Genomic DNA, 23,364 nt, shown 5'->3' on the forward strand with positions numbered 1-23,364 from the left:
GGAAGGGAGATCATCGGCTCTGGCGGATCTGCTCTTCGGCGCGGATCCGAGCCGGTCACCGCTCACCGCCCGTACCGATCGGAAAGGTTCCCCGGTGTCCGTTGAAGAGCGCTCCGAACAGCCGACCATCGTCGTCACGACCGCGGGTTCGGCTCCCACGTCCGGAACCATCCTGCACCTGCGGCGCCAGGGCTATCGGGTCGTCGCCACCGATATCGATCCCTCGGCACCGGGTCTGTACCTGTCGGATCGGGGTTACCTCGTCCCACCGGGAGACACCGACGACTACCTTCCCGAGATCCGCGGCATCTGCCTCAAGGAGAACGCCGCCGCCCTCATCCCGCTCGTGGACGAGGAGCTGATCACCGTCACCGAGCTGGAGGACGAGGGCGTCGCGGTCCTCGCCCCACGACGGGACTTCATCTCCACCTGCCTGGACAAGCTGGTGCTGATGGAACGGCTGGAGGCCGCCGGCATCCCGATACCCGCGACGCGCACGGCCACCGAGTGGACCGACGACCTGGAGTTTCCCGTCGTGGTCAAACCCCGTTCGGGGCGCGGCAGCCGTGGTGTCGCCGTGTGCGGATCCGCCGCCGAGGTGCGCCGGCTCATCAACGACGGCCCCTACTCCGCGGGCGACCTCATCATCCAGGAGCGCATCACCGGACCGGAGTACACGGTCTCGGTGGTGGTGTGGCGCGACGGGCGCGTCCAGGCCGTGGTCTCCAAGGAGGTGATCCTCAAGCGCGGCGTCACCAAGTTCGCCGTCACCCGGCGCGACGAGCGCGTGTCCGAGGTCTGCCGCGAGGTACAGCGGGTCCTGCGGGCGGACGGCCCGTTCAACGTCCAGCTCGCGCTCGACTCCTCGGGCCTGCCGCGGATCTTCGAGATCAACCCGCGTTTCTCCTCGACCGCTCCGCTGACCATCGCCTCCGGGGTCGACGAGATCGGCGGGCTGTTGCGTCAGGCCCTGGGCGATGCCTCCGCCCTGTCGGACACCTGGCGTGAGGGGCTGGTGATGGTGCGGCGCTGGGCCGACGAGTTCGTGGACACGGCGACGTTCGGTTCGCACGGCTTCGAGCCCGCGCGGATCTCCCCCGACTACATCGGCCCGATCATGCAGGCAGAGCGATGAGCGTCGGTCCGCTGGAGCAGCCGGCCCCGGTGCTCGTGGACGAACTGGCCCGCCTCATGCTGGAGGTGGGGGTCCTGCTGCGGGAGTGGCGCACCGATCCGCGCAACACCGACGGTTCCTGGGAGGGGCGGCAGTTCAAGGCGCGGGCCGACGCGCTGGCCCATGACGCCCTGGCCCGCCGGTTGCGCGCGCTCACCCCGGGTCTGCCCGTCCTCAGCGAGGAGGACCCGGATTCGCTGCTCGCCTCCCGTCCGGAGCGCTACTGGCTGATCGATCCGATCGATGGGACGGCGAGCTACGCGCACGGTTTTCCGGGGTATGTCACGCAGGCCGCCCTGCTGGCCGGGACCGATCCGGTCCTGGCCGCGGTCTACGCGCCCGAGGTGGACGTGATGTACACGGCGGTGCGCGGGTTGGGCGCCCACGCCAACGGGCGTCCCCTGCCGCCCTGCCGCTCGGCGCCTCCGGGGGTCGGCGTCCTGACCGACAACACCGCCGAACCACAGGGCATCGCACGCAGGGTGCGTGACCGCTTCGGGTACCGCGGTTACCTTGAGTGCGGCAGCATCTCGCTGAAGCTGTGCAAGATCGCCGAGGGGTCGGCGCACCTGTTCGTCAAGGACGTCCCCGTGCGCGATTGGGACGTGGCCGCCCCGGAACTGCTGTTGCGGGAGACCGGGGGCGCGCTGCTCCGGCTGGACGGCACTCCGTTCGGCTACCGTGACGGGTTCGAACACACCGGGTTGATCGCGGCGGCCGATCCCGTCACCGCGGACACCGTGGCGGACTGGTGTCAGCGGGCGACCGACGACTGAGGAACTCGCAGGTCAACCGTTGGAGGTTTTCACCCGCGTCGCCACGGCGTATCGTGAAATCTCCCCATCGGCTTCACGTGCCAGGGAGGGGGTGGGCGATGGAGGAGGAGCGTCTCCCGGAACGGCTCATGCGCGCTTCGGACGAGGATCGCGACCTCGTCGCCGCGCGTCTGGGAACCGCCTACACCGAGGGTCGGCTGGACCTGGCGGAGTACAACCGCCGCCTCGATCTCGCCATGCGCGCGGTGGTCATGGGAGATCTCAGCAAGCTGGTCGCCGACCTGCCCGAACCACGCCCCGCCGTCTCGAACCCGCCCGCGGCCGTGCCGGGTTCGAGCCGTCCGTCCTGCTCCTCGTCTCCCTGGAGGGATTGGGTCGACGAGTGGCGCTGGTGGTTGGGCGGGGCGATCATCATGACCGGCATCTGGGGCGTGACCAGCCTCATCGGCGGCGTGATGCTGCCGTTTTGGCCCCTGGTCCCCCTGGGGATCTGGGCCGCGATCCTGATCGCCGCGGCGGTGTGGCCCGATTAGCCCGTTCCTCCCTCCGCCGCCGTCCGGCCCTCACCCCGCGGCGTGCAGCCAGCGGACGGGGGCGCCGTCGCCCGCGTAGCGGAAGGGCTCCAGCTCGTCGTCCCAGGCCCGCCCGGTGAGACGGTCGAGCTCCTCGGCGAGGTCGACCTGCTGGACCGCCGCCCGCTCCATCGCGTTGCGCAACCGCGCTTCGGGAACGAGGACCTCGCCCGAGGCGCTGATCACCGCCGTGAAGACGCCGAGTGTGGGGGTGTAGCTGTAGCGCACCCCGTCACATCCGGGGGTGGCCTCCTCGGTGATCTCGAAACGCAGCCGTTGCCAGCCGTTGAGAGCCGAGGCGATGGCACCGGACGTTCCCGGGGCACCCTGCCAGTTGAGTTCGGCGCGGTAGGACCCGGGAGCCGCGGGCTGGGCCTCCCAGTCGAGTTTGACAGGCACGCCGACTACACCGGCGACCGCCCACTCGACGTGTGGGCACAGCGCCGCCGGCGCGGAGTGGACGTACAAGACGCCACGTGCGGACACCGAACCTCCTATACGAACGAGTGCGCTTCCCCGACGCCCTCGTATCCGCGGAGGAGATGTCCGTGATAGGTAGTCTCCTCACTCTATTGTGCCCCATGGGCATCAGCAGCACCAGGGTCTCCGTCGGCCGAAAACAGCGGTAACCACGCGCCGGCCACGGTGAGCGGTTAGCGTGTTGCCCCGCGCGTTGCCGGATGTGCGATTTTACTGGGGGTGCGGGTGGGTGACCAGCCCGGTGGAGCGGCGTTCGTCGTGGAACTGGTGGAACGGGCCGCGAACGGGGACCGCGAGGCCTGGGAGAGGCTGCTGGAGCGCTACTCGGGCCGGTTGTGGGTGGTCATCAGGTCCTACCCCCTCTCCCACCACGACGCCCAGGACGTCGCGCAGACGGTCCTGTGCGCGCTCACCCAGCATCTCTCCCGGTTGCGCGACCCCTCGAGCATCGGCGCCTGGCTGGCCACGACGGCGCACAACGAGTGCCGTCTCCAGCTGAAGCGCCTACGGCGGACCGCACCCCATGATCCGGGCCTGTTCGACGAGCCCGACCACCGCAGCCCCGAGTCGCTGCACATCGCCGCCGAAGGGGCGCACGGTGTCCGGGCCGCCATCGCCCGGCTGGACCTGCCGGACCGGCTCGTGGCGCTGTTGGCCGTCACCGAACCCGACCTGCCCGCCGAGGAGGTGTCCCGGGTGACGGGCGTCCCCCTGGACCGGCTGCGCACCGTCCGACGGCGGACCCGCCGCCGGTTGCAACGTCTGCTCCGCGAGGACGGCTGACCCCGCGCCCCCGGCAGCGCGCGGCGGCGGACGCGGGCGCGGCCCCCGCCACCGGCGCACCAGAGTCCACAGGAAGGAAGACCAGGCATGTCCCTGGACGAGCCCATTGACGACCGGCGGTTCTTCGCGTCGCTGCGCGGCGACCCGCCGGTCGTGGATCCCATGCCCGCGGAGGTGCTCGCCGCCGCCCGCGCCGCTCACGCGATGCTGTGTCCGGGCGAACTGCTCGCCGACGTCCTCGACGACTCGGCGGACACCCCTCCTGAGGACCTGCGCGATGCCGTGGGCTTCGGCCTGGACCCCCGCTACCTGACCTTCGGGGTCGGCGACCTGCTCCTCCGGCTCGAGGTCACCTCCCAGGACAGCCGACGCGACCTGGTCGGGCAGTTCGACCCCCCGCGCGCCGTCTCCGTCGTCGTCCGCTGGCCACGCGGACGGCGGACCGAGGGCGTCGACGGGACCGGCGCGTTCGTCGTGCGCGGTGTTCCCGGGGGGCCGGTGAGCCTGCTGTGTCATCTCGGCTCGGGTCCGCCGGTGGCCACGCGCTGGATCGGCGTGTGAGCCACAGCGGAGGCGGCGACGCGGCCCCACGGGACGCCGCCTTTCCTCGTCGTTTCCTCCCCCGGCGGGACGGCGAGCTGTTATCACTGTGAGCGGCGCGTGACCGTCGGCGACGACGACCGTTGTGCCGCGTTCCCGCACGTCCGCCGGCGACGGAAAGGCGATGGCGTAGTGGTTCTCCGGATCGACGACGAGGTCACGCGGGTGGTGGCGTTGGTGGGCCGCGATCCCGCGCGCGCCCACCGGCACGCCACACGGCTGCTGGCCGAACAGGCCGATCCCCGGATCCACTCGATCGCCCTGCGCGCCCTGGGTCTGGCCCAGCACGAGATGGGGGATCCCGCCGCGGCCCAGCGGTCTCTCCTGCGGGCCGTCACGATCGCCCGCCGCTCGGGGGCGCGCGCCCTCGCCGCCCAGGCGCACGTCACCCGGCTGGGCCTGCTGGCCCGGCGGGGTGGCGGACGCGGTCTGGACCTCCGGCTGGACCGGGCCGCTCGCCCCGACCCCTCGGCGCGCGCGCTGGCCCTGCTCAACCGTGGGGTGGCCGCCTGCCAACAGGGCCTGTTCTCAGACGCGCTCGACAGCTTCGACGCCGCGGCGCGCCACATGCGTTCCTGGCCCGACGGACGGTTGCTGTCCGGGTTGCTGAGCAACCGGGGACTGGCGCTGATGCACGCCGGGAGGCTCTCCGCCGCGGCCGACGACCTGGAGCAGGCCCTGGCGCTCACCCGCGAACACGGGCTGGACTACCTGGGCGGTCTCGTCCTGCACAACCTCGGCTGTGTCGAGGTCGTCCGGGGGGACGTCGGCGCCGCGATGAACCGCTTCGCCGCCGCCTCTCCCCTGCTGCCCGGCAGCCGGCTCGGCGCGTTGGCGCTGGACCGCGCCAACGCGCTGGTGGCGGCCGGGCTGTTCCGCGACGCCGCGACGCTGATCCGCCGCGCGGCGGCGTCCTGCGAGACCGAACACCGCGACTCCGAGTTCGCCGTTCGCCGCCTCCTGGAGGCCAAGGTCCACCTGAACATGGGCGACCGGGACACGGCGGTGGAACGCGCCCGGCGGGTGCGCGAGGCGTTCCCACCCCATTCGTCGTGGGCCGGGATCGCCCGTCAGGTGGAGTGGGCCGCGCGCTTCGCCCCCTCCCGGCGTATCGGGACGCCGCACGCGCCCCGTCCGGGGCCGACCGGCCGCACCGGCCTGCGGAGCCAAACCCAGCCCGCCGACGCGGTGCGGACGGAGGCACCCGCGGTGTCCGGACCGCGCCCGGACACCCATGGGGACGGTCCCGTCCTCTCAGAGGCGCCGCCTCCGGAATGGCCCCGCGACCTGCCGGCCACGGCGGACGCCGGCCGGGCGCTCGCGCTGCGGATCGCCACCACGCCGCTGGGCGGGGATCCGGCTCCCGGTCCCTTTCACGCCGCGGCGCTGCGTGCGCTGGCCGAGGACCGGCGCGAGGTGGCACGCCAGGTGCTGGAGAGGGGCCTGTCGCGGGAGGCCGGGCCTCCCCTCGGATGCGGCCATGTCGAGCTGGTGGCCCACGCCCGGCCGGCCGGGCACGAGCTGGCCGGGCTCGGGGCGCGGATCTCGCTGGAGGACGGCGACGCCGCCACCGCGCTGGAGTTCCTGGAGTGGCGGCCGGCCTCCTCCCCCGACTCCCGTTGCCACGACACCGGCTGGGCCGCCCTGCTGGACCGCTACCGTTCGGCCCACGACCAGGCCACGGCCGGGGACGTCTCGGCCCGCCGGGAACTGGGTCGGCTCTCCCTGAGGCTGGGCCTGGCCCGGTGGCACGCCGCCTGCGCCGCCCGCCCGCTCGCCTCCCCCTGGGCGTCCGGCACCCTGGTGGCCCGGCTCGCCGGCGAGCTGGGTTCGCGGGCCTTCGTCCGCTACGCGGAGGACGGGAGGGGACCCGTGGCGATCACCCTCGTGGCGGGTCGGGTACGCGCCCACCGGCTGCCGGACTCGCCCGACCGCGCCGACGCCGTGGCCAAACTGCTGCACGCCGCGCGGCTGGGCGTCGTGACCCCCTCCACGGCCGCGGACGCGCTCACCGAGGCGCGGGCGGCCCTGGTGCAACGGTTATTGGTCGACCCCATCGGCGACGCGATCGGCGGCCGGCCCCTGGTGGTGGTCCCCCCTCCCGAGGCCCACGCCCTGCCCTGGGGGGTGCTGCCGGGTCTGCGCGGACTCCCGGTGAGCGTCGTCCCCTCCGCCCGGACCTGGCTCGCCTGCCGATCGCGGCCGGCCCCGTCCCCGCCGGGACGCCCCCTCATCGTGGCGGGACCGGGGCTGGCCGGCGCCGAGGACGAGATTCGCGCGCTCTCCCGGCTCCTGCCCGGGGCGACCGTGCTCTCCGGCGCGGCCGCGACCGCCGACGCCGTGCTGCGCGAGCTGGGAGCCGCCGACATCGCCCACCTCGGCGCGCACGGGATGGTTCCGATGGACGCGCCCATGCGTTCGGGGCTCCTCCTGAACGGCGGCCCGTTGTTCGCCTACGACATGGAGCGGCCGGCGCGCCTCCCCTGGTTGACGGTCCTGTCCTCCTGCGGGTTGGGCCAGTCGGTCTCCTCCCCCACCGGGGTCCCCCTCGGGTTGGTGAGCACCGTGCTGGCGCGCGGCGGACGGACGGTCATCGCAAGCATGCTGCCGGTGCGCGACAGGGGAGCCGGACGGTCCATGGCCGCCCTGTACGCCGCGCTTCTCGCCGGAACGCCACCGGCCCAGGCGGTCGCCGACCACCTCTCCGAGGCGGGATTCGTCTGTTTTGGCGCCGGATGACCTGCGACGAGCTGGATTGCGCCCCCTCCCGGCGTCGGAGTGGATAGCGTACGGGCATGGGTCACAGCAAAGACGACACCCCCGGCCCTGTCCCCCACCAGGGCGGCGGGGACGGGGCTCGGCGGCTGTTCTCCACCGCCGAAGCGCACGCGCTCCTACCGTGGGTCCGCGAGCTGACCGACGAGTTGGTGGCCGTCCGCGCGGACCTCGTCCAGCTCGCCGCCGACCTGAACACCGGCGGCATGTCCCCACTGGGCGGGATGGCCGAGTTGAAGGCGCTGGAGGCGCGCCTCGCCGAGATCCCCGCGGAGCTCGGCGAGGCGGGGATCGAGGTCAAGGGGGTGGCGCCCCTGCTCCTCGACTTCCCCGTCCTCCTCAGCGGGACCCCCGTACGGCTGTGCTGGCTCGAGGGCGAGACCGAGATCGCCTGGTACCACCGGATCGACCTCGGTTTCGCCGGCCGTCGTCCGCTTCCGCCGACCGAGCGCGCCTATCCCCCGCCGAGTTGATCACCGGCCCGTCCCGCGCATGACCGCACGAGGCGGTGGTAGGGGATCCCCATGACCGAGAAGCAACCGGATCAGCGCACGGAACCGATCAACAACACCGCCGCGGACTGGGAGAACGACGCCCTGCCCGCCCAGGAGGACAGCACCGAGGACCTGATCCTGCCGAACGAGCGCCCCCAGGCGATGGACGAGTTCGGGACGACCGGCACCGAGAAGGAGGCCGGCGAACCTCTCGACGTCGCGCTGTCGCGTGAGGAGCCCGACTTCGGCGAGACGCGCCCGGACCCCGAGGGGGACATCGACGCCGACCCCGCGGCCGAGCGCCTGGTCGCCGAGGACGAGGGGGTCCGCGAGGACGACGAGGACGAACTGGTGGCCGGGGACGCGGGATTCGACCGGGGGGCCTACAGCGCCGAGGAACAGGCGGTGCGGGAACGCGAGGACCCCGACCTCCCCTGAAAAAACCGCTTGTCCTCCTCGGGATGATGGAGGCCATGCGAGCCACGCCCTCCCGAGTCCCCGCCGCCCGCGAGGTCCGCGCCGACCACGACGACACCACGCTCGTCGTCTACCAGGCCTATCCCGCCCCGATCGCGGACGCGGCCCTGGCCGCGGGGACCTTCGTCCCGCCGTTCAAACACGAGCGGATGACCTGGATCAAGCCCTCCTTCCTGTGGATGATGTACCGCTGCGGTTACGCCGCCAAGCCCGGCCAGGAACGGGTCCTGGCCGTGCGGATCCGGCGCGAGGGCTTCGAATGGGCGCTGCGCCACTCCTGCCCGAGTCACTTCGACCGCGCCCTGCACGACACCCACGAGGAGTGGCGCGCGGCGCTGGGGCGTTCCCCGGTGCGCGTCCAGTGGGACCCCGAACGCGACGTGCGCGGCGCCCCGCTGGCGCACCGCTCGATCCAGGTGGGCCTGTCGGGTGAGGCCGTCCGGCGCTACACCGGGGAGTGGATCACCGGCATCGCCGACGTCACCGCGCGGGCCCTGCGGATGCGGGAGCTCCTGGACGCCGGCCGAAGTGAGCAGGCCCTCGCGCTCCTGCCCGACGAGCGTGTGCTGCCCCTGTCCCCCGAGGCCGCGGCGGCGGTTCGCGCCTCGGCCGCCGACGCCTAGCGCGGAGCCCCGGGACGGCTCCCCACCCTCCCGGGGCGGGGGTCACCACCCCCGTTCGCGCCATTCGTCCAGGTGGGGGCGCTCGGCGCCCAGCGTGGTGTCGCGGCCGTGGCCGGGGTAGACCCAGGTGTCGTCGTCGAAGCGGGCGAAGATCCGCTCCTCGACGTCGGCGAGCAGGGACCGGAAGTCCGCGTCGCTCCAGGTCTTGCCCACTCCCCCGGGGAAGAGGCTGTCGCCGGTGAACAGGTGGGTTCCCCCGTGGGGGTCCTCGTAGCACAGCGCGATCGAGCCGGGGGTGTGACCGCGCAGGTGGATGACCTCCAGCTCGCACTCCCCGACCTTGACGCGGGCGCCGTGTTCGACCGGCTCGTCGACCGAGACCGGCAGCTCCCCGCCGTCGAGGGGGTGGGCGACCGTGCGCGCGCCGGTCGCCCCGGCCACCTCGGCCAGCGCCCGCCAGTGGTCCTGGTGGCGGTGGGTGGTGATGATCCGGTCGAGTCCCGCCCCATCGACGAGGTCGAGGAGGCGATCGGCCTCGTCGGCGGCGTCGATGAGGACCGCCTCAGAGCTGCGTCGGCAACGCAGCAGGTAGGCGTTGTTGTCCATCGGGCCCACCGCGAGCTTGCTGATGGTCAGCTCGGACAGTTCGCGTACGTCGGCGGGTCCGCCGACCCGCGTGTCTCCGGAGTAGTTCACGTCCCCCATTGTGGTGGGCGTCTCGTGGGCACGCCATGGACAGGCCGGATCCGCCCGGCGCGTGGTCGGCGGAGGAGGGTCAGGGAACCCAGCGCGGCGGACGCTTCTCGAAGAAGGCCGCCCGCCCCTCCGCCGCGTCCTCGCTGGCGAAGAACTCCCGGGAGACCCGCCCCATCTCGTCGAAGCGGCGGCGCCGTTCCTCCCGCTCCGAGGCGCCGAGGAGCTCCTTGGTGCGGGCCAGCGCGCGGGGCGCCCCCCGGCGCAGTCCGTCGAGGACCGCCTCGGTCTCGGCGTCCACCCGGTCGGTGGGCACCGCCGCGGTGATCAGACCGGCGGCCGCGGCCGTCGCGGCGTCGAAGGTCTCGCCGGTGAGGAAGTAGCGGTTGAGTTGCCGGTCGTGCATGCGGAGCGCGACCGGGACGGAGATGATCGCCGGGACGACGCCGATGCGCACCTCGGTGAAGGCGAAGGTGGCGTCCTGCGGGGCGATCGCGATGTCGGCGGCCGCGACCAGCCCGATACCGCCGGCCCGCGCCGGGCCGTTGAGCTTGGCGACCACGGGCTTGGGCGCGTCCATGATCGCCGAGAAGAGTTCGGGCATGCCCGGCGCGTCGGCGGCGGGGGCCTGTCCGGCGAGTTCCGCGGCGACCTCCTTGAGGTCGGCCCCGGCGCAGAAGGCGGGGCCGGTGGCGGTGAGGACGACGGCGCGCACCTCCGGATCGGCCATCGCCGCGGCCAGACCCGCCGCGAGCTCGGTGCGCAACCGCGCCGACAGGGCGTTACGGTTGCGCGGGGAGTCGAGGGTGAGCGTCATGACGCCCCGGTCGAGGGTGCCGCGCACCAGTTGCTCGGTGGCCTGCGACATCAAGGGCCCCCTTTCCGGTCGGATTCCGGGATGCTGACCCGATCCTGCCCGTTCCGCCCCGCCCGGGTACACCCGGGGCCTCGTGTCGGTTCGGGCTCAGCCCTCGCCCCTTCGCCTGCGCAGCGCCTCCAGCGCGCCGTCGGCGTGCGCCCGCATGCGGATCTCGCCGCTGATGACGGCGAGGATCCGGCGGTCGGTGTCGATCACGAACGTGCGCCGGCGTGTCGGCGCCACGACCGCCATCGGCCCTCCCCGGCGCACCCCCAGCGCGGCGGCCACCTCGCCGTCGGCGTCGGAGAGCAGCGGATAGTCGAACCCGTTGGCCTGGGCGAACCGGAGCTGCCGGTCGACCGGATCCGCGCTGATACCGACCCGCTGGGCGCCCAGCGCGGCGAACTCCGCGCCGAGGTCGCGGAAGTGGCAGCTCTCGGCCGTGCACCCGGGGGTCATCGCGGCCGGATAGAAGAACAGCACCACCGGCCCATCGGCCAGCAGGGCGCTGAGCCGGCGGGGCCTGCCCTCCTGGTCGGGCAGCTCGAAGTCGGGTACCTCGTCGCCTACATGCACGCCTTGTCCTCCTCGGGCCGTCGAATGTGGTCGGTGCTCACCCCTCGGGCGAAAAGCGGAGCAGGGGGACGCGCAGTTCGGCCGGGGTGAGCGAACCGTGGTGTCCGGCGAGCGCCGACTCGATCCGCTCCGCCTCCGGCGCGACCAGCGCGGTGTCGCCGTGCGCGAGGGCCAGCACGTCGCCGATGCGGGGCAGGAACTCCTCGCCGACCGGTCCGAACCAGCCTTCGGCGATCGCCTCCTCACGGCTGACCACCACCGCCCGTCCCTCCAGGCGCTCCCGCCAGGCGGCGAGGACGTCCGGGGTGGCGCCGGGGCGCGTGTAGACCTGACGGGCCCGGGCCTCGCCCGCCAGCACGCGCACCCCGGCGTTCAGCTCCGGATCGCTCTCCACGTCGACGCGGGCGTCCGCGCCGATGTCGACCATGCCGTGGTCGGCGGTGATGTACAGGGCGGCGTCGGGCGGCAGCACCGCGGCGAGCCGTTCGGCGAACCGGTCGACCAGCGCGAGGTGGTGGCGCCAGTGCGAGGAGTCGACCCCGTAGTGGTGGCCGTTGGAGTCCAGCGCGCTGTGGTAGACGAACACGAAACAGCGTTGGGCCGCGTGCAGCTGCGCCTCGGCCTGCGCCAGGAGCGCGGTGATCCCGTCGGCCGCGACGTAGCGGCTGCCCCGTGCCGAGGCGCGGCTGAAGCCGCTCCCTTCGAACATCCCCGCCGCCACATAAGAGGCGTGCACCCCTGCGGCCTCGGCCCTTTGGTAGACGGTCCGCCGGGGCTGCCACTCCTCCGGCTCGATCCCGGGGTCCCAGCTCAGCGAGTTCATGACGCGGTCGTGGCCGGGCACGGCGACCTGGTAGCCCAGGATGCCGTGGTGGCCGGGCGCGGCGCCGGTGCCGAAGGAGGTGAGACTGGTCGCCGTGGTGGTGGGGAAACCCGCCGTCAACGGCCCGCCGCCCTCCAGCAGCGACGCCAGGAAGGGGGCGTGCTCCCGGTTGGCGCGCAGTGCCTCCCAGCCCATGCCGTCGACGAGGAGCACGCACGCGCGCCGGGACGGGACGAGGCCGAGCACGTTGGGTTCCCCCGGGACGCCGAGGGAGGCCAGCACGGAGGGGGCGAGGTCGGCCAGGGACGCCGCACCGTAGCGGGGTGTGTCGAAGACGGCGGGGGCGGGGGACACGGGGTTCTCCTGGGTCGTTGCGAGAGGGCGGGACGTCAGCCGGTGGTGGCCTCGGTCAGCGCGCGGGCGAACCCGAGCAGGTTGGCGACGGCGTCGGCTCCGTCAGCGGCCTGGCTGACGCGCAGGGTCAGCGGCTCGGCGGTGATCGCGCCGGTGTAACCGTGGTCGAGGTCGCACGACTCGTCGGCGCACGCGGCGGGTTCGAGATCGATGTGGGCGATGGCCCCCCAGTTGACCGCGAGGTTGATGCTCAAGACGACCTCGCTGGGCGGGGTGCCCGGCACGTAGGCGGCGGGGTCGGGCACGACGCGGGTGAGCGCGACGGACTGGATGTTGCCGAGCTTGATGGCGTCGGTGGTCGTGGAGGCGTGCGGGCGCTCACCCGGGCCCGCGGGCGGGTGCTCGTCGGTGTGGCAGACGACCAGGCGGGTGGGCGTGAGCAGCAGGACGGTGATGTGCCGCCGCACTTCCATTCCGGGGTCGAACGTGGCCTCGTGGTGGACCACGAAGGCTTCGGCGGTCTCAGTGCCGAGGGTGGTGGCCACGGCGTCGGCCACGAGCCCGGGGTAGTACCCACTGCGCTCGATCTCCGAGCGCCAGTCAGTGGACACAGCACGCGTTTTCCTCATGCCCCCATCCTGCCCTCTCCTGATGACCGCACGCACCCGGACGACGACCCGGGCGGAGGAGGCTCAAGGGAGGGACGCGGGAGCACGGATAGCGGCCGGGCGGGCGGGTAGGGGTCGATTATGTATGTGATGACCGTCCCACCGATACCGACCCCCCAGCCCCCGGGACCGCCCATGCCCGGCCCCGACCCGGTGCCGCCGGAGCCCAGTCCCCTTCCCCCCGAACCGCCGGCGCCGCCACCGGAGCCCGAGCCCCAGCCGGAACCGGCGTGAGGGCGGCCCGCGCCGTGGGGCGCGGGCCGCACGCCCTCAGAAGGGAACGCGCAACCGCCGCGGGCCATAGTCGAGGCGGACCTCGGGGGCCTCGCGCAGCCAGACGCGCGCCCCCAGCACGTGGGCGCCGCTGGCGTTGACGACGACCGGGTCCAAGTCGACGTGGGCGACCTCGGGCAGCGCGTCGACCAGGCGTGACACCCGCACCAGCAGGTCCTCCAGCGCGTCGACGTCGGGCTGGTCGGCCAGGGACGAGGCGCCCGCGGGAAGCCCGAACAGCAGGGCCGAGGAACGGACGGCGCGGACCAGGTCGGCGGCGTCGGAGTCGGTGAGCGGGGCGAGACGGTAGGCCCGGTCGTCCAGCAGTTCGGCGGTGGCGTCGGCGAGTCCGAAGGCGACCACCGAACCGAACGAGGGGTTCTCCCCCGCCCGTACCACCGTGGGCACCCCCGGCAGGACGGCCATCCGCTGGACGACCAGCATCGCCTCCTCGCCGAGACGGTCGTGCAACGCGGTGTAGGCCCCGCGCACGTCCTCGGCGGTGTGCAGATCCGCCCGGATCCCACCGCCGCCCGAACGCAGCCGCAGATCGGGGGCGTTGGCCTTGACGACCACCGGATACCCCAGTTCCTCGGCCGCGGCGACCGCCTCGGCCGCGGAGGCCACCGGGATGTCGCGCCAGACGTCGATGCCATAGCAGGCCAGCAGCCGCCGGGCGATCTCGGGCGCGACCGCGCTCTCCTCGTCGTGCACCGGCTCACTGGTGAACCAGACCGAGTGGGACGGCTCGCCGGACACCTCGGCGTCGGCCAGCGCCTCGCTGATCAGTTCCCGCGCCGCGGCCCGGTCGATGTCGGCCAGCTCCGGGTGGCGGCCGAGGTCGCGTTCGCGCCACATCGCGTAGCGGGTGGCGTGGGCCAGCGCGCGCACCGCGTCCTCGGGCGCCGGGTAGGAGGGGATCGACCCGCGGATGGTCTCCCCGTCGGGACCGACCCGACGCAGCTCTTCGGGCAGCCCCTGGTAGCCCAGGTAGGTGGTCACGATCGGCTTGGACGCGGTGGCCGCCCGGGTCCGCAGGACCTCGGCCACGTCGTCGGAGATCGGGTTCAGGGCGGGGATGAACACCACCACGACCGAGTGGACCGAATCGTCGGCCAGCGCGGCGCCGAGCGCCGCGTCGAAGTCCTCGGCGGTGGCGGTCGGGCCGAGGTCGACCGGATCGTGGGGGCGCAGGCCGGAGCGTACGCAGGCGTCCTTGACGAGCAGGCCGAGGGAGTCGGAGTTACCGAGGATGCCGACCCGCGGCCCCGCGGGAAGCGGCTGGTAGGCGAACAGTTGGGCGACGTCGAACATCTGCGTGATGTCGTCGACCCGCACCACGCCGGCCTGCTGGAACAGAGAGGTGACCGCGTAGTCCGGCAGCGCGAGGGCGTTGGCGGCGTGCCCGGTGGGAACCCCCTGGGAGGATCCGCCACTGCGCACGGCGACGACCGGTTTGTGCCGGGCCAGCCGGCGGGCCAGCCGGGTGAACTTGCGCGGGTTGCCCAGCGACTCCAGGTACTGGAGGACCACCTCGGTGGCGGGATCCTCCTCCCAGTACTGCATGAGGTCGTTGCCCGAGACGTCGGCGCGGTTGCCCGCGGAGACGAAGGTCGACAGGCCCATGCCACGCTGGGCCACCCGTTGCAGGATCGCCCGGCCGAGCGCGCCCGACTGGGAGAAGAAGCCGATGGGGCCGCGCGGGGGCACGTCGGGTGAGAGCGTGGCGTTGAGCGAGACCGCGGGGTCGGTGTTGGCGATCCCCAGGCAGTTGGGGCCGACGACGCGCATCCCCGCGGCACGCGCGGTCAGCACCAGTTCGTCCTGGCGGGCCCGTCCCTCGGGTCCGGCCTCGCCGAAGCCGGAGCTGACCACGACCAGACCGTGCACCCCCTTGCGGGCGCACTGGTCCACGACGTCGGCGACCATGTCGGCGCGTACCGCGACGACCGCGAGGTCCACCGGGTCGGGGATGTCGAGGACACTGGGGTAGGCGCGCACGCCCGCCACGGCCTTGGCCTCGGGGTGCACGGGGAAGACCGGGCCGCGGAAGTCGCCGGCGATGAGGTTGCGCAGGGCGGTCTGCCCGATGGTGTGGGCGGTACGGCTGGCGCCGATCACCGCGACCGACTCCGGGAAGAGCAGCCGTGCGATGGACCGGGACTCCGCGCGCTGTTCCCTCGCGCGCATGACCTCGCGGGACTCCTCGGTGGGCTCCAGGTCGAGGGTGAGCCGGATGACGCCTTCGTCGAAGGTCTGCTGGGCCGTGTATCCGGCTTCCCGGAAGACGTTGATCATGCGCCGGTTCTCCGGGAGGACATCGGCGATGAAGCGGCGCACCCCGCGCTCGCGCGCGGCCTCACCGATGTGCTCCAGCAGTACCGAGGCCAGACCGCGCCCCTGGTGGGCGTCCTCGACGACGAAGGCGACCTCCGCCTCGTCGGGCCCCACCTTGTCGTAGCGGACCACCGCGACCATGGGATCGCCGATGGTCGCGATCAGGGCCACCCGGTCCTCGTAGTCCACCGTGGTGAACCGTTCGACATCGCGTCGCGACAGTTTCGGATAGGGCGCGAAAAACCGGTAGTAGATGGTCTCGGGTGACAGGCGGGAGTGGAACTCCTGGAGCAGGCCGGCGTCCTGGGGGGTGATGGGACGGATATGCGCGGTACCGCCATCGGTGAGGACGACGTCGGCTTCCCAGTGTTTCGGGTAAGGCTGCACGGTTTTGAGAGTAAACGAGTTTTCCTACGCGCTGGAGGCAGCACGCCGGCGATTCGGGCGTTTCGGACAGAAGTAGTGACGCTTCCGTTGGACCGATCTCACCTTCCCCTCCGTCACTTCGTTACCCACGGTCTCCCCAGGACCTGTTAACGTCAGGAGCGCATTCGAAAAACAGGGCGGGGCAGGCTCGCAGCTCGGTCGGCAAGGCGGTGACGGTATGACGCGAGTGGTCGTGATCGGCGATCTGATGACCGACGCTGTCGCGCGGGCTTTCCACCCATTGGCCAGAGGAAGTGACACCCCCGCCTCGGTGATCATGTACGGCGGCGGATCCGGCGCCAACGTGGCCGCCTGGCTCGCCGTCGAGGGGACCGACACCACGCTCGTCGGCCGGCGCGGCTCCGACATCACCGGCCGTACCCGCGAGATGGAGCTCATGGGGTACGGCATCGACGCGCGCATGGTCATGGACCCCGAGCGTCCCACCGGCACCTGCGTGGTGATGATCACCCACCGCGGCGACCGCACGATGCTGAGCGACCCCGGCGCCAACGCCGCGCTCCAGCCCGAGGACCTCCCCCGCGACGTGTTCGGGCCCGACGGTCATCTGCACCTGTCCGGCTACACCCTCCTCAACGAGGGGTCCCGGCGCGCCGCGCGCGCGGCGCTGCGCATGGCCAGGTCCACGGGCATGTCCATCTCGGTGGACGGCGGCTCCCACGCCCCGCTGGAGCGCGCCGGCGCCGAGGACTTCCTGGAGTGGACCACGGACGCGCGGCTGCTGTTCGCCAACAAGGAGCAGGCCACCGTGCTCACCGGGCGGGAGGAGGCCGAGGCCGCGGCCAAGGTCCTCATCGCCTGGTACCCCAACGTGGTGATCAAGCTCGGTGACGCGGGCGCCCTGTGGGCGTCGCGGAACCGGGACGACATCATCGTGCTCCCCGCCGAGCCCGTCGAGCCCTCTCCCGGGTCGATCGGCGCGGGCGACGCCTTCATCGCCGGCTTCCTCCCACCGTGGCTGGCCGGCAAGCACCCCAGGGACGCGCTGGCCTCCGCGCAGCGCCTGGCCGCGCGTGCCCTCCACCAGCCGGGAGCCCGCCCCGACCTCGGCTGACCCCGTCGCGGACCGGCGCGGGGTCCGCCTCCCCTCCGTGGGCCCCGAAACCCGCCACGGGTCCGGGGCGGACCCTCCGGTCGTGCCCCTCCTCAGGTTCGGGACCTCCGGACGGGCTCGGCCCCGCGGGTCCGCGCCTCCTCCTCGGCGGGACGATGGCAGCGGCCTCGCCGAGCTCCCCCGGACCGGGATCCCGCGCGCCGCCCGACGTTCCCATCCCCGTCCCCGCTGCTCCGCGCGGTCGGGCGAACACGCCGGTCGGCCGACGTCCGAGGGAGCGGCCGGGCGCGCCCTTCGGCGCGCGGACACCGATCGCCCCCCAGACCACCCATCCGGCGCCTCCCGCGACCACGCGCCGGCGGCCGGGGCCACGAGGCGACGCCGCCTCGCCTTGCGCGAGACGAGGCGGTGGCGGACGCGAACCGGGAAGGCCCCTCCCGATCTCCTCCCGCGCCGCCCATCGATGCGGGCCACACGAGGTCACCGGAGGGGGCCGTCGAACATCCTCACTCGGCGCCCTCCCGGCCGGAGAACGCGCCCTGACGGCTCAGGACCGGGAGGCCAGGGTCAGGGGCAGGACCGGGCCCGAGCCGGCCTCACGCAGCAGCCGGGCCGCCACGGTCAGGCTCCACCCGGTGTCGGTGAAGTCGTCGACCAGCAGAACCGGCCCGTCGACCCCGGCCAGGGCCGCGCGCAGGGGGTCGGGCACGGTGAGCGCGTGCCACACCGAGGCGAGCCGCTGGGCGCTGTTGTGACGGCGCGCCCCGGGGCCGTCGGGCCCGGTGTATGCGAGCGTCCCCAGCGGGGCCAGCCGGCCGACCCGCGCGATCCGCGCGGCGAGGTCGGTGATCATGACCGGCCTGCCGCGTGAGGGCATGGCGACGACGCCGACCGGCCGCTGTTGCCACGGCCAGGCCGCCAGAACCCGGACGAGCCCCTGGAACACCCGATCCGCGACCGGTTCGTCTGGGGCCTCCTCGGCGAGGAGACGGCGCAGGGTGGTCCCCCAGCCGATGTCGGTCAGGCGGGCGAGGGCGCGTCCCTCCTCCGCTCGGTGCTCGGGGCGGATGTTGCCGGAAAGGCCGACCCCCAGCGCGTCCATGCCGGTGGGCCACTGCTTGCGGGGGGAGATGACGGTACCGGGACGATCCAGATGCTCGGCCGCGGCCTGCCGCTGCGCGGGATCGACGTCCACGGGCCAGCGGCCCCCCGTGCAGTTGTCGCACCGGCCGCAGGGCCCCGCGTCGGCGTCGTCGAGCTGACGGCGCAGGAACTCCATCCGGCACCCGGTGGTGTCGGCGTAGTCGAGCATCGCCCGCTGCTCGATCTCGCGCGCCGCGGCGACCGCGGCGTAACGGTCGGCGTCGTAGCTCCAGGGACGTCCGGTGGCGGTCCAGCCACCACGGACCCGGCGCACCGCGCCGTCGACGTCGAGCACCTTGAGCATCTGCTCCAGCCGGCTGCGGCCCAGGTCGACGCGGGCCTCCAGCCGCGGCAACGACACCGGGCCGTCCGCCTCGGCGAGGGCGTCGAGGGTGCGGCGCACGATCTCCTCCGGCGGGAAGGCGAGACTGGCGAAATAGGCCCAGATCTCGCGGTCCTCGCGGCCGGGGAGCAGGATGGCCTCGGCGCGCTCGACGCCACGGCCCGCCCGGCCCACCTGCTGGTAGTAGGAGATGGGCGACTGGGGCGCGCCGAGGTGGACGACGAATCCGAGGTCGGGTTTGTCGAACCCCATCCCCAGGGCGCTGGTGGCCACCAGCGCCTTGGTGCGGTTGGCGAGCAGGTCGTCCTCGGCCCTGCGGCGTTCCTCGGGGTCGGTCTGCCCGGTGTAGGCGCGCACGTCGTAACCGCGTTCACCAAGGAAGGCCGCGGTCTCCACGGCCGCGGCGACGGTCAGCGTGTAGACGATGCCGGAGCCGGGCAGTTCGCCCAGGTGCTGGGCCAGCCAGCTCAGCCGCGCGGTGCTGTCGGGAAGCCGTACCACCGCCAGCCGCAGGCTCTCGCGGTCGAGGGCGCCGCGCAGCACCAGGGTCCCCGCGCCGTCGCCGATGTCGAGCTGTTCGGCGACGTCGCGGGTGACGCGCTCGTTGGCCGTGGCCGTGGTGGCGAGGACCGGAACGCCCCGCGGAAGCCCGGCCAGCAGCGTGCGGATGCGCCGGTAGTCGGGGCGGAAGTCGTGCCCCCAGTCGGAGACGCAGTGGGCCTCGTCCACGACGACCAGGCCGGCGCCCTCGGCGAGACGGGGGAGGACCTGGTCGCGGAAGTCGGGGTTGTTGAGCCGCTCGGGACTGACCAGCAGCACGTCCACGGAGCCGGCCGCGATGTCGGCGTAGATCCGCTCCCACTCGTCGAGGTTGGCGCTGTTGATGGTACGGGCCGAGATCCCGGCCCGTTCGGCCGCGGCGATCTGGTTGCGCATCAGGGCGAGCAACGGCGAGATGATGACGGTCGGGCCCGCCCCCTCGGCCCGGCGCAGCGCGGTGGCCACGAAGTAGACCGCCGACTTGCCCCACCCGGTGCGCTGCACGACGAGGGCCCGGCGCCGTTCGGCGACAAGGGCGTGGATGGCCCGCCACTGGTCCTCGCGCAGCCGGGCGGACGGGCCGGCGAGCGCGCGGAGGTGGCGCTCGGCCGCCTCGCGCAGGGCCGATTCGTCCGAGGCCGGGGCCGCGGTTTCGGACGGTGCTGAAGTCACCATGTCCTCCTTGCTATCAGAGCCCGCGCCGCGGCGCCGCCCGGTCCCGGCAACCGGCCGCGGGTCACTCCCCGTCGTCGCGCGATTCGCGCAGCGCCTGCCGCAGTTCGTCGGTCACCAGGTGGGCGCGGTCGCTCTCGCCACGGCTGTAGGCGACACGCCCGATCGTCTGGGCCAGAACCGGGACCGTCAGGAACTGGAACAGGCCCACCAGGGCCAGCGGCACGGCCGAACCGACGTCGGGCAGCTGGAACGCGGCTCCGAGTAGGAGCAGGACCAGCCCCACCGTGTCCGGCTTGGTCGCCGCGTGCAGGCGCCCCAACAGCGTGGGGAACCGCACCAGGCCGAAGGTGCCGATGAGCGCGAACAGCGCACCGAGCGGCAGCAGCACCGCGGTCGCCCAGTCAGCCACGGTCATGGGCCCGCCTCTCCGCGAACCGGGCCGCCGTCAACGTGCCGACGAAGCCCAGCAGCGCGATCGTCACCATGAGGCCGATGTAGGCGGTGTCGCCGCGGACCGCGACCTCCACCGCGATCGAGCTGACCACCAGCACCGACAGCGCGTTGAGGCAGATGATGCGGTCGAGCACCGACGGCCCGCGCACCAGGCGGACGAGCGTGAACAGCACGCCCGCGCCCAGCATGGCGAACGTCGCGGTGTAGACGTGTTCCAAGACGTTCACGACGTCTCCTTCCGCGTGGTCGTGGCGTACTCGCGTTCGGCGCGTTCGAACTCCGCGATGTCCTCGGCGTTGCCGAACGCGCGGACGATCAGTTCCTCGGTACGGCGCACCTGGCGGCGCAGCCCCTCCACCGCCTCGGGCGAGGCCACGGGGATACCGTGCACGTAGATGACCCCTTGGTCACGGTTGAGTTCGATCACCAGGCTCCCGGTGACCAGGGACAGACCTCCGCTGACCAGGGCGAGCAGGAAGTCGGAGTCGGTGCGCATGGGGACCGCGACGATCGCGCCGCGGGTCCGCTCCGGCCGCCACAGAACGTGGAAGGCCACTCTGACGCTGGAGGCGAAAAGGTCGTAGCCGATGCGCGAGGCCAGCCGCAACACCGCGATCGGGTGAAATCCCAGCCGGACCGGCAGGTGCGGGAGACGCGCGGCCGAGTAGCCCAGCGAGGCCACGAGCAGACCGGCCAGGATCGTTCCCGGGGACGGGTCCCCCCACAGGATGACCCACATCACCGTGAGCCAGACGACCGTGGGCAGGCGCCCCAGGAGACGCTGGAGCCAGCTCCGCTCGTCGGCGGGCGCCTCCACGGGACGCACCGCGCCGCTCTCGTCCGCCGCGGTCATCGCGCCCCCTCTCCCAGTACGGCCTCGATGTAGGCGTCGCCGTTGACCAGCCCCTCGGCCGCGGTGAAGCCGATCGAGGCCAACGGTCCGGCCGCGACCGCCACGAACAGCCCGACGGCGACCATGACCCCGGTCATCGTGGTCATGAAACGCAGACCGCCGAGGTTGGCGCCGTTGCGCAGCCGCTCCTTCGCCTCGACCATGTCCGGCAGCGGAGTGCCCCAAAACGCCCGGGTCCAGATCCGAAAGACCGCGATCAGCGTGAGCAGGCTGGTCAACAGACCCGCGACGATGCCGGCCAGGACGAGCGGGCTTCCCTCGGCGAAACCAGCCTCGAACAGCGCGACCTTGGCGACGAAGCCCGACATCGGCGGCAGCCCGGCCAGGCTGAGCGCCGGCAGGAAGAAGAAGAGCGCCAGCGCCGGGGACACCGTGGTCAGCCCGCGGATGGCGCGCAGCGAGGTGTGCCCCACGTACTGCCGCATCAGCCCGTTCACCAGGAAGAGCGTGGCCTGGACGATGATGTGGTGCACGAGGTAGAACACCGCCCCGGCCAGACCCGCGGCCGTTCCCACGCCCAGCCCGAAGATCATGAAACCGATGTGGCTGACCAGGGCGAAGGACATGACCCGGTTGACGTCGTCTTGGACCAGGGCGCCGAGGATCCCCACGACCATGGTCGCGATCGCCACCCACAGCAGTACGTCGGAGATGTCGTCGCGGAAGAACAGCAGCGTCTGGGTGCGGATGATCGCATACACCGCGACCTTGGTCAGCAGCGCGGCGAAGATCGCCGAGATGCGGGTGAGGGCCACCGGATAGCTGTCGGGCAGCCAGAAGTGCATGGGCACGATGGCGGCCTTGATCCCGAACACCACGAAGAACAGCAGGGCCAGCACCATCCGCAGCTCCGGAGGGGCGGCACCGAGCTTCTCGGCGATGTCGGCCATGTTGACGGTGCCCGTCAGGGCGTAGACCAGGGCGATCCCGGTGAGGAAGAGGATCGATGAGGTCAGGCTGACGACGGTGTAGATCATGCTCGCGCGGACCCGCGCCCTGGTGGGCGCCTGGGTGATGAGGGCGTAGCTCGCGGTCAGCATGATCTCGAACCCGACGAACAGGTTGAACAGGTCGCCGGCGATGAAGCTGAGGCACACGCCCGCGGTCAGCACGAGGTAGGTCGGGTGGAACACCTGCGGCGTGGCCCGGCTGAGCCCGCCGATGTCCTGCCCGATCGCGTAGAGCAGGACGATCAGCAGGACCACCGAGGAGACGAGCAGGAGCAGCGCGGCCATGGGGTCGGCGACCAGGGTGATCCCCAGCGGCGCCGCCCAGGCCCCGGCCTGGGTGGTCACGACCGTGCCGTCGGCGGTGCGCGCCAGCAGCAGCGCTGCGTCGACGATGACCACCGACAGGGTCAGCGCGCCGACGATCTGCTGGGCCCGGGGAACGCCGCGCAGCAGCAGCGTCACGGCGGCGCCCAGCAACGGCACCACGAGGGGGATGGCGAGCAGCATGTTCACGAGGAGTCCTCCGGCTCGGTCAGCCGGCTGATGCGGCGGTCCTCGACGTCGTCGGGGACTTCGTCGTTCTCGTCTCCCAGCCACACCCGGTAGGCGAGTGCGAGCAGGAAGGTGGTGACACCGAAGGTGATGACGATCGCGGTCAGCGCCATGGCGTGGGGCAGCGGGTCCGACATCTCCCCCGACGGGCCGCCCAGCAGCGGGGGCAGGGTGATGGCCTCGTCGGTCAGGAGCAGGGACAGGTTCGCGGCGTGGCCCAGGATGAGGATGCCGAACACGACGCGCATCAGGGAGCGCTGGAGGAGCAGGTAGAAGCCGCTGGAGTAGAGGACCGCGACGCACACGACGAGGATGAGTCCGGGCGTGTTCACGCCTTCTCACCCCCTCGCCTGCGGGCGGCGCGCGCCTGCTCTGCGGCCCGCTCCTGGCGGGCCTCCGCCTCCTCCGCCTCCATGCGGGCGCCGAGCGCGGCGACAACGGACAGGACGAGACCGACGACGATCAGGAAGACCCCCGTTTCGAAGATCAGCGCACTGAGCAGTTTGACGTCACCGAAGACCGGGAGGGTGAACTCCCACTTGACGGTGTCGAGGATGGGCCGGCCGAACAGCAGCGGAACACCGGCCGCGCCGCAGGCGACGATCATGCCCAGCGCGAGCAGGGTGTTGGGCCGCATCGGCAGTCCCGCGGCGAGTTCATGGCGACCGCCCGCGATGTAGCGCAGCACGTAGGCCATGCTCGCCACGAGCCCTCCGGCGAACCCTCCGCCGGGACGGTCGTGTCCGGACACCAGGAGGAAGACCGACAGGGTGAGGATGGCGGGGATCAGCAGCCGCGCCGCGACCTCCAGCAGGACCGAGCGAGGACCGAACGCGGGACGGACGACCGTGCTCAGCCACCGTTCACGCGGTGCCTCCCAGCCTTCGGGCGGTCCCGCGGAGCTCCCGCCGGCCGTGGCACGAGGGCGCGGGGCGCCACTGCCTTCGAGGGCCATGG

Annotated in this window: 24 protein-coding genes; 10 read left to right on the forward strand and 14 right to left on the reverse strand. The window is 72.8% G+C overall.

What is annotated here, in order from left to right; genetic code table 11:
* Positions 1–94: 94 nt before the first annotated feature.
* The 3 genes from B5D66_RS18035 to B5D66_RS18045 all read left to right on the forward strand — a co-directional run bounded on the left by B5D66_RS18035 (position 95) and on the right by B5D66_RS18045 (position 2,483).
* Complete coding sequence (locus B5D66_RS18035) at positions 95–1,135, forward strand: ATP-grasp domain-containing protein (protein WP_235001079.1); 1,041 nt, start codon at positions 95–97, stop codon at positions 1,133–1,135.
* Positions 1,132–1,950, forward strand: a complete 819-nt coding sequence (locus tag B5D66_RS18040) for an inositol monophosphatase family protein (RefSeq protein ID WP_078762941.1) — start codon at positions 1,132–1,134, stop codon at positions 1,948–1,950. Before B5D66_RS18035 ends, B5D66_RS18040 begins: the two co-directional genes overlap by 4 nt.
* 98 nt (positions 1,951–2,048) lie before the next feature.
* On the forward strand, positions 2,049–2,483 hold the full coding sequence (locus tag B5D66_RS18045) for a DUF1707 SHOCT-like domain-containing protein (RefSeq protein ID WP_235001080.1): 435 nt from the start codon (positions 2,049–2,051) through the stop codon (positions 2,481–2,483).
* Positions 2,484–2,513: 30 nt separating this feature from the next.
* Here B5D66_RS18045 and B5D66_RS18050 read toward each other — a convergent pair whose 3' ends face one another.
* Positions 2,514–3,008: a DUF3145 domain-containing protein gene (locus B5D66_RS18050; RefSeq protein WP_200813699.1), complete on the reverse strand. Its 495-nt coding sequence runs from the start codon at positions 3,006–3,008 to the stop codon at positions 2,514–2,516.
* 219 nt (positions 3,009–3,227) lie between these two features.
* Between B5D66_RS18050 and B5D66_RS18055 the strand changes: the two genes are divergently transcribed.
* The 6 genes from B5D66_RS18055 to B5D66_RS18080 all read left to right on the forward strand — a co-directional run bounded on the left by B5D66_RS18055 (position 3,228) and on the right by B5D66_RS18080 (position 8,754).
* Positions 3,228–3,785 (forward strand): RNA polymerase sigma factor, encoded by a 558-nt coding sequence (locus tag B5D66_RS18055; protein ID WP_235001081.1) that lies wholly within the window; start codon positions 3,228–3,230, stop codon positions 3,783–3,785.
* An 87-nt stretch (positions 3,786–3,872) separates the two neighbouring features.
* Positions 3,873–4,346 (forward strand): hypothetical protein, encoded by a 474-nt coding sequence (locus B5D66_RS18060; RefSeq protein WP_078762943.1) that lies wholly within the window; start codon positions 3,873–3,875, stop codon positions 4,344–4,346.
* Positions 4,347–4,517: 171 nt separating this feature from the next.
* On the forward strand, positions 4,518–7,124 hold the full coding sequence (locus B5D66_RS26350) for a CHAT domain-containing protein (RefSeq protein ID WP_078762944.1): 2,607 nt from the start codon (positions 4,518–4,520) through the stop codon (positions 7,122–7,124).
* Positions 7,125–7,180: 56 nt separating this feature from the next.
* Complete coding sequence (locus B5D66_RS18070; RefSeq protein WP_078762945.1) at positions 7,181–7,633, forward strand: DUF2203 domain-containing protein; 453 nt, start codon at positions 7,181–7,183, stop codon at positions 7,631–7,633.
* Between the two features lie 51 nt (positions 7,634–7,684).
* Positions 7,685–8,092 carry a DUF5709 domain-containing protein gene (locus tag B5D66_RS18075; protein ID WP_078762946.1) on the forward strand — a complete coding sequence of 136 codons (408 nt, stop codon included), beginning with the start codon at positions 7,685–7,687 and terminating at the stop codon, positions 8,090–8,092.
* A 35-nt stretch (positions 8,093–8,127) separates the two neighbouring features.
* Positions 8,128–8,754: a DUF4291 domain-containing protein gene (locus B5D66_RS18080; RefSeq protein ID WP_078763059.1), complete on the forward strand. Its 627-nt coding sequence runs from the start codon at positions 8,128–8,130 to the stop codon at positions 8,752–8,754.
* Positions 8,755–8,796: 42 nt separating this feature from the next.
* Here the strand turns inward: B5D66_RS18080 and B5D66_RS18085 are convergent, their stop codons facing one another.
* From B5D66_RS18085 to B5D66_RS18110, 6 genes are all read right to left on the reverse strand, one after another.
* Complete coding sequence (locus B5D66_RS18085) at positions 8,797–9,450, reverse strand: MBL fold metallo-hydrolase (protein ID WP_078763060.1); 654 nt, start codon at positions 9,448–9,450, stop codon at positions 8,797–8,799.
* Between the two features lie 79 nt (positions 9,451–9,529).
* Positions 9,530–10,315, reverse strand: a complete 786-nt coding sequence (locus tag B5D66_RS18090; protein ID WP_078762947.1) for an enoyl-CoA hydratase-related protein — start codon at positions 10,313–10,315, stop codon at positions 9,530–9,532.
* Between the two features lie 96 nt (positions 10,316–10,411).
* Entirely contained in the window at positions 10,412–10,882 is a 471-nt protein-coding gene (locus B5D66_RS18095) for a peroxiredoxin (protein ID WP_078762948.1), read from the reverse strand.
* A gap of 37 nt (positions 10,883–10,919) precedes the next feature.
* Entirely contained in the window at positions 10,920–12,059 is a 1,140-nt protein-coding gene (locus B5D66_RS18100) for an alkaline phosphatase family protein (protein ID WP_235001082.1), read from the reverse strand.
* Positions 12,060–12,094: 35 nt separating this feature from the next.
* Complete coding sequence (locus tag B5D66_RS18105; RefSeq protein ID WP_235001083.1) at positions 12,095–12,670, reverse strand: DUF5998 family protein; 576 nt, start codon at positions 12,668–12,670, stop codon at positions 12,095–12,097.
* 327 nt (positions 12,671–12,997) lie between these two features.
* Complete coding sequence (locus tag B5D66_RS18110) at positions 12,998–15,724, reverse strand: bifunctional acetate--CoA ligase family protein/GNAT family N-acetyltransferase (protein WP_078762951.1); 2,727 nt, start codon at positions 15,722–15,724, stop codon at positions 12,998–13,000.
* A gap of 226 nt (positions 15,725–15,950) precedes the next feature.
* Between B5D66_RS18110 and B5D66_RS18115 the strand changes: the two genes are divergently transcribed.
* Positions 15,951–16,838, forward strand: a complete 888-nt coding sequence (locus tag B5D66_RS18115) for a sugar kinase (protein WP_078762952.1) — start codon at positions 15,951–15,953, stop codon at positions 16,836–16,838.
* 547 nt (positions 16,839–17,385) lie between these two features.
* On the opposite strand, the gene B5D66_RS18120 is transcribed toward B5D66_RS18115, so the two are convergent.
* From B5D66_RS18120 to B5D66_RS18150, 7 genes are all read right to left on the reverse strand, one after another.
* Positions 17,386–19,539 carry a RecQ family ATP-dependent DNA helicase gene (locus B5D66_RS18120; RefSeq protein ID WP_078762953.1) on the reverse strand — a complete coding sequence of 718 codons (2,154 nt, stop codon included), beginning with the start codon at positions 19,537–19,539 and terminating at the stop codon, positions 17,386–17,388.
* Positions 19,540–19,600: 61 nt separating this feature from the next.
* Entirely contained in the window at positions 19,601–19,954 is a 354-nt protein-coding gene (mnhG, locus tag B5D66_RS18125) for a monovalent cation/H(+) antiporter subunit G (protein ID WP_078762954.1), read from the reverse strand.
* Complete coding sequence (locus B5D66_RS18130; RefSeq protein ID WP_078762955.1) at positions 19,941–20,219, reverse strand: MrpF/PhaF family protein; 279 nt, start codon at positions 20,217–20,219, stop codon at positions 19,941–19,943. Before B5D66_RS18130 ends, mnhG begins: the two co-directional genes overlap by 14 nt.
* Positions 20,216–20,845, reverse strand: coding sequence for a Na+/H+ antiporter subunit E (locus B5D66_RS18135; protein ID WP_078762956.1), 630 nt, complete (start codon positions 20,843–20,845; stop codon positions 20,216–20,218). The genes B5D66_RS18130 and B5D66_RS18135 overlap by 4 nt, the downstream gene beginning before the upstream one ends.
* The gene (locus tag B5D66_RS18140) at positions 20,842–22,368 is read right to left on the reverse strand and encodes a Na+/H+ antiporter subunit D (RefSeq protein ID WP_144390197.1); all 1,527 of its coding nucleotides are present in this window, start codon (positions 22,366–22,368) and stop codon (positions 20,842–20,844) included. Before B5D66_RS18140 ends, B5D66_RS18135 begins: the two co-directional genes overlap by 4 nt.
* Entirely contained in the window at positions 22,365–22,739 is a 375-nt protein-coding gene (locus B5D66_RS18145) for an NADH-quinone oxidoreductase subunit K (RefSeq protein ID WP_078762957.1), read from the reverse strand. The genes B5D66_RS18140 and B5D66_RS18145 overlap by 4 nt, the downstream gene beginning before the upstream one ends.
* Complete coding sequence (locus B5D66_RS18150; RefSeq protein WP_078762958.1) at positions 22,736–23,362, reverse strand: MnhB domain-containing protein; 627 nt, start codon at positions 23,360–23,362, stop codon at positions 22,736–22,738. Before B5D66_RS18150 ends, B5D66_RS18145 begins: the two co-directional genes overlap by 4 nt.
* Positions 23,363–23,364 lie beyond the last annotated feature (2 nt).

The organism is Marinactinospora thermotolerans DSM 45154, assembly GCF_900167435.1.
In the GTDB taxonomy this organism is placed as follows: domain Bacteria; phylum Actinomycetota; class Actinomycetes; order Streptosporangiales; family Streptosporangiaceae; genus Marinactinospora; species Marinactinospora thermotolerans.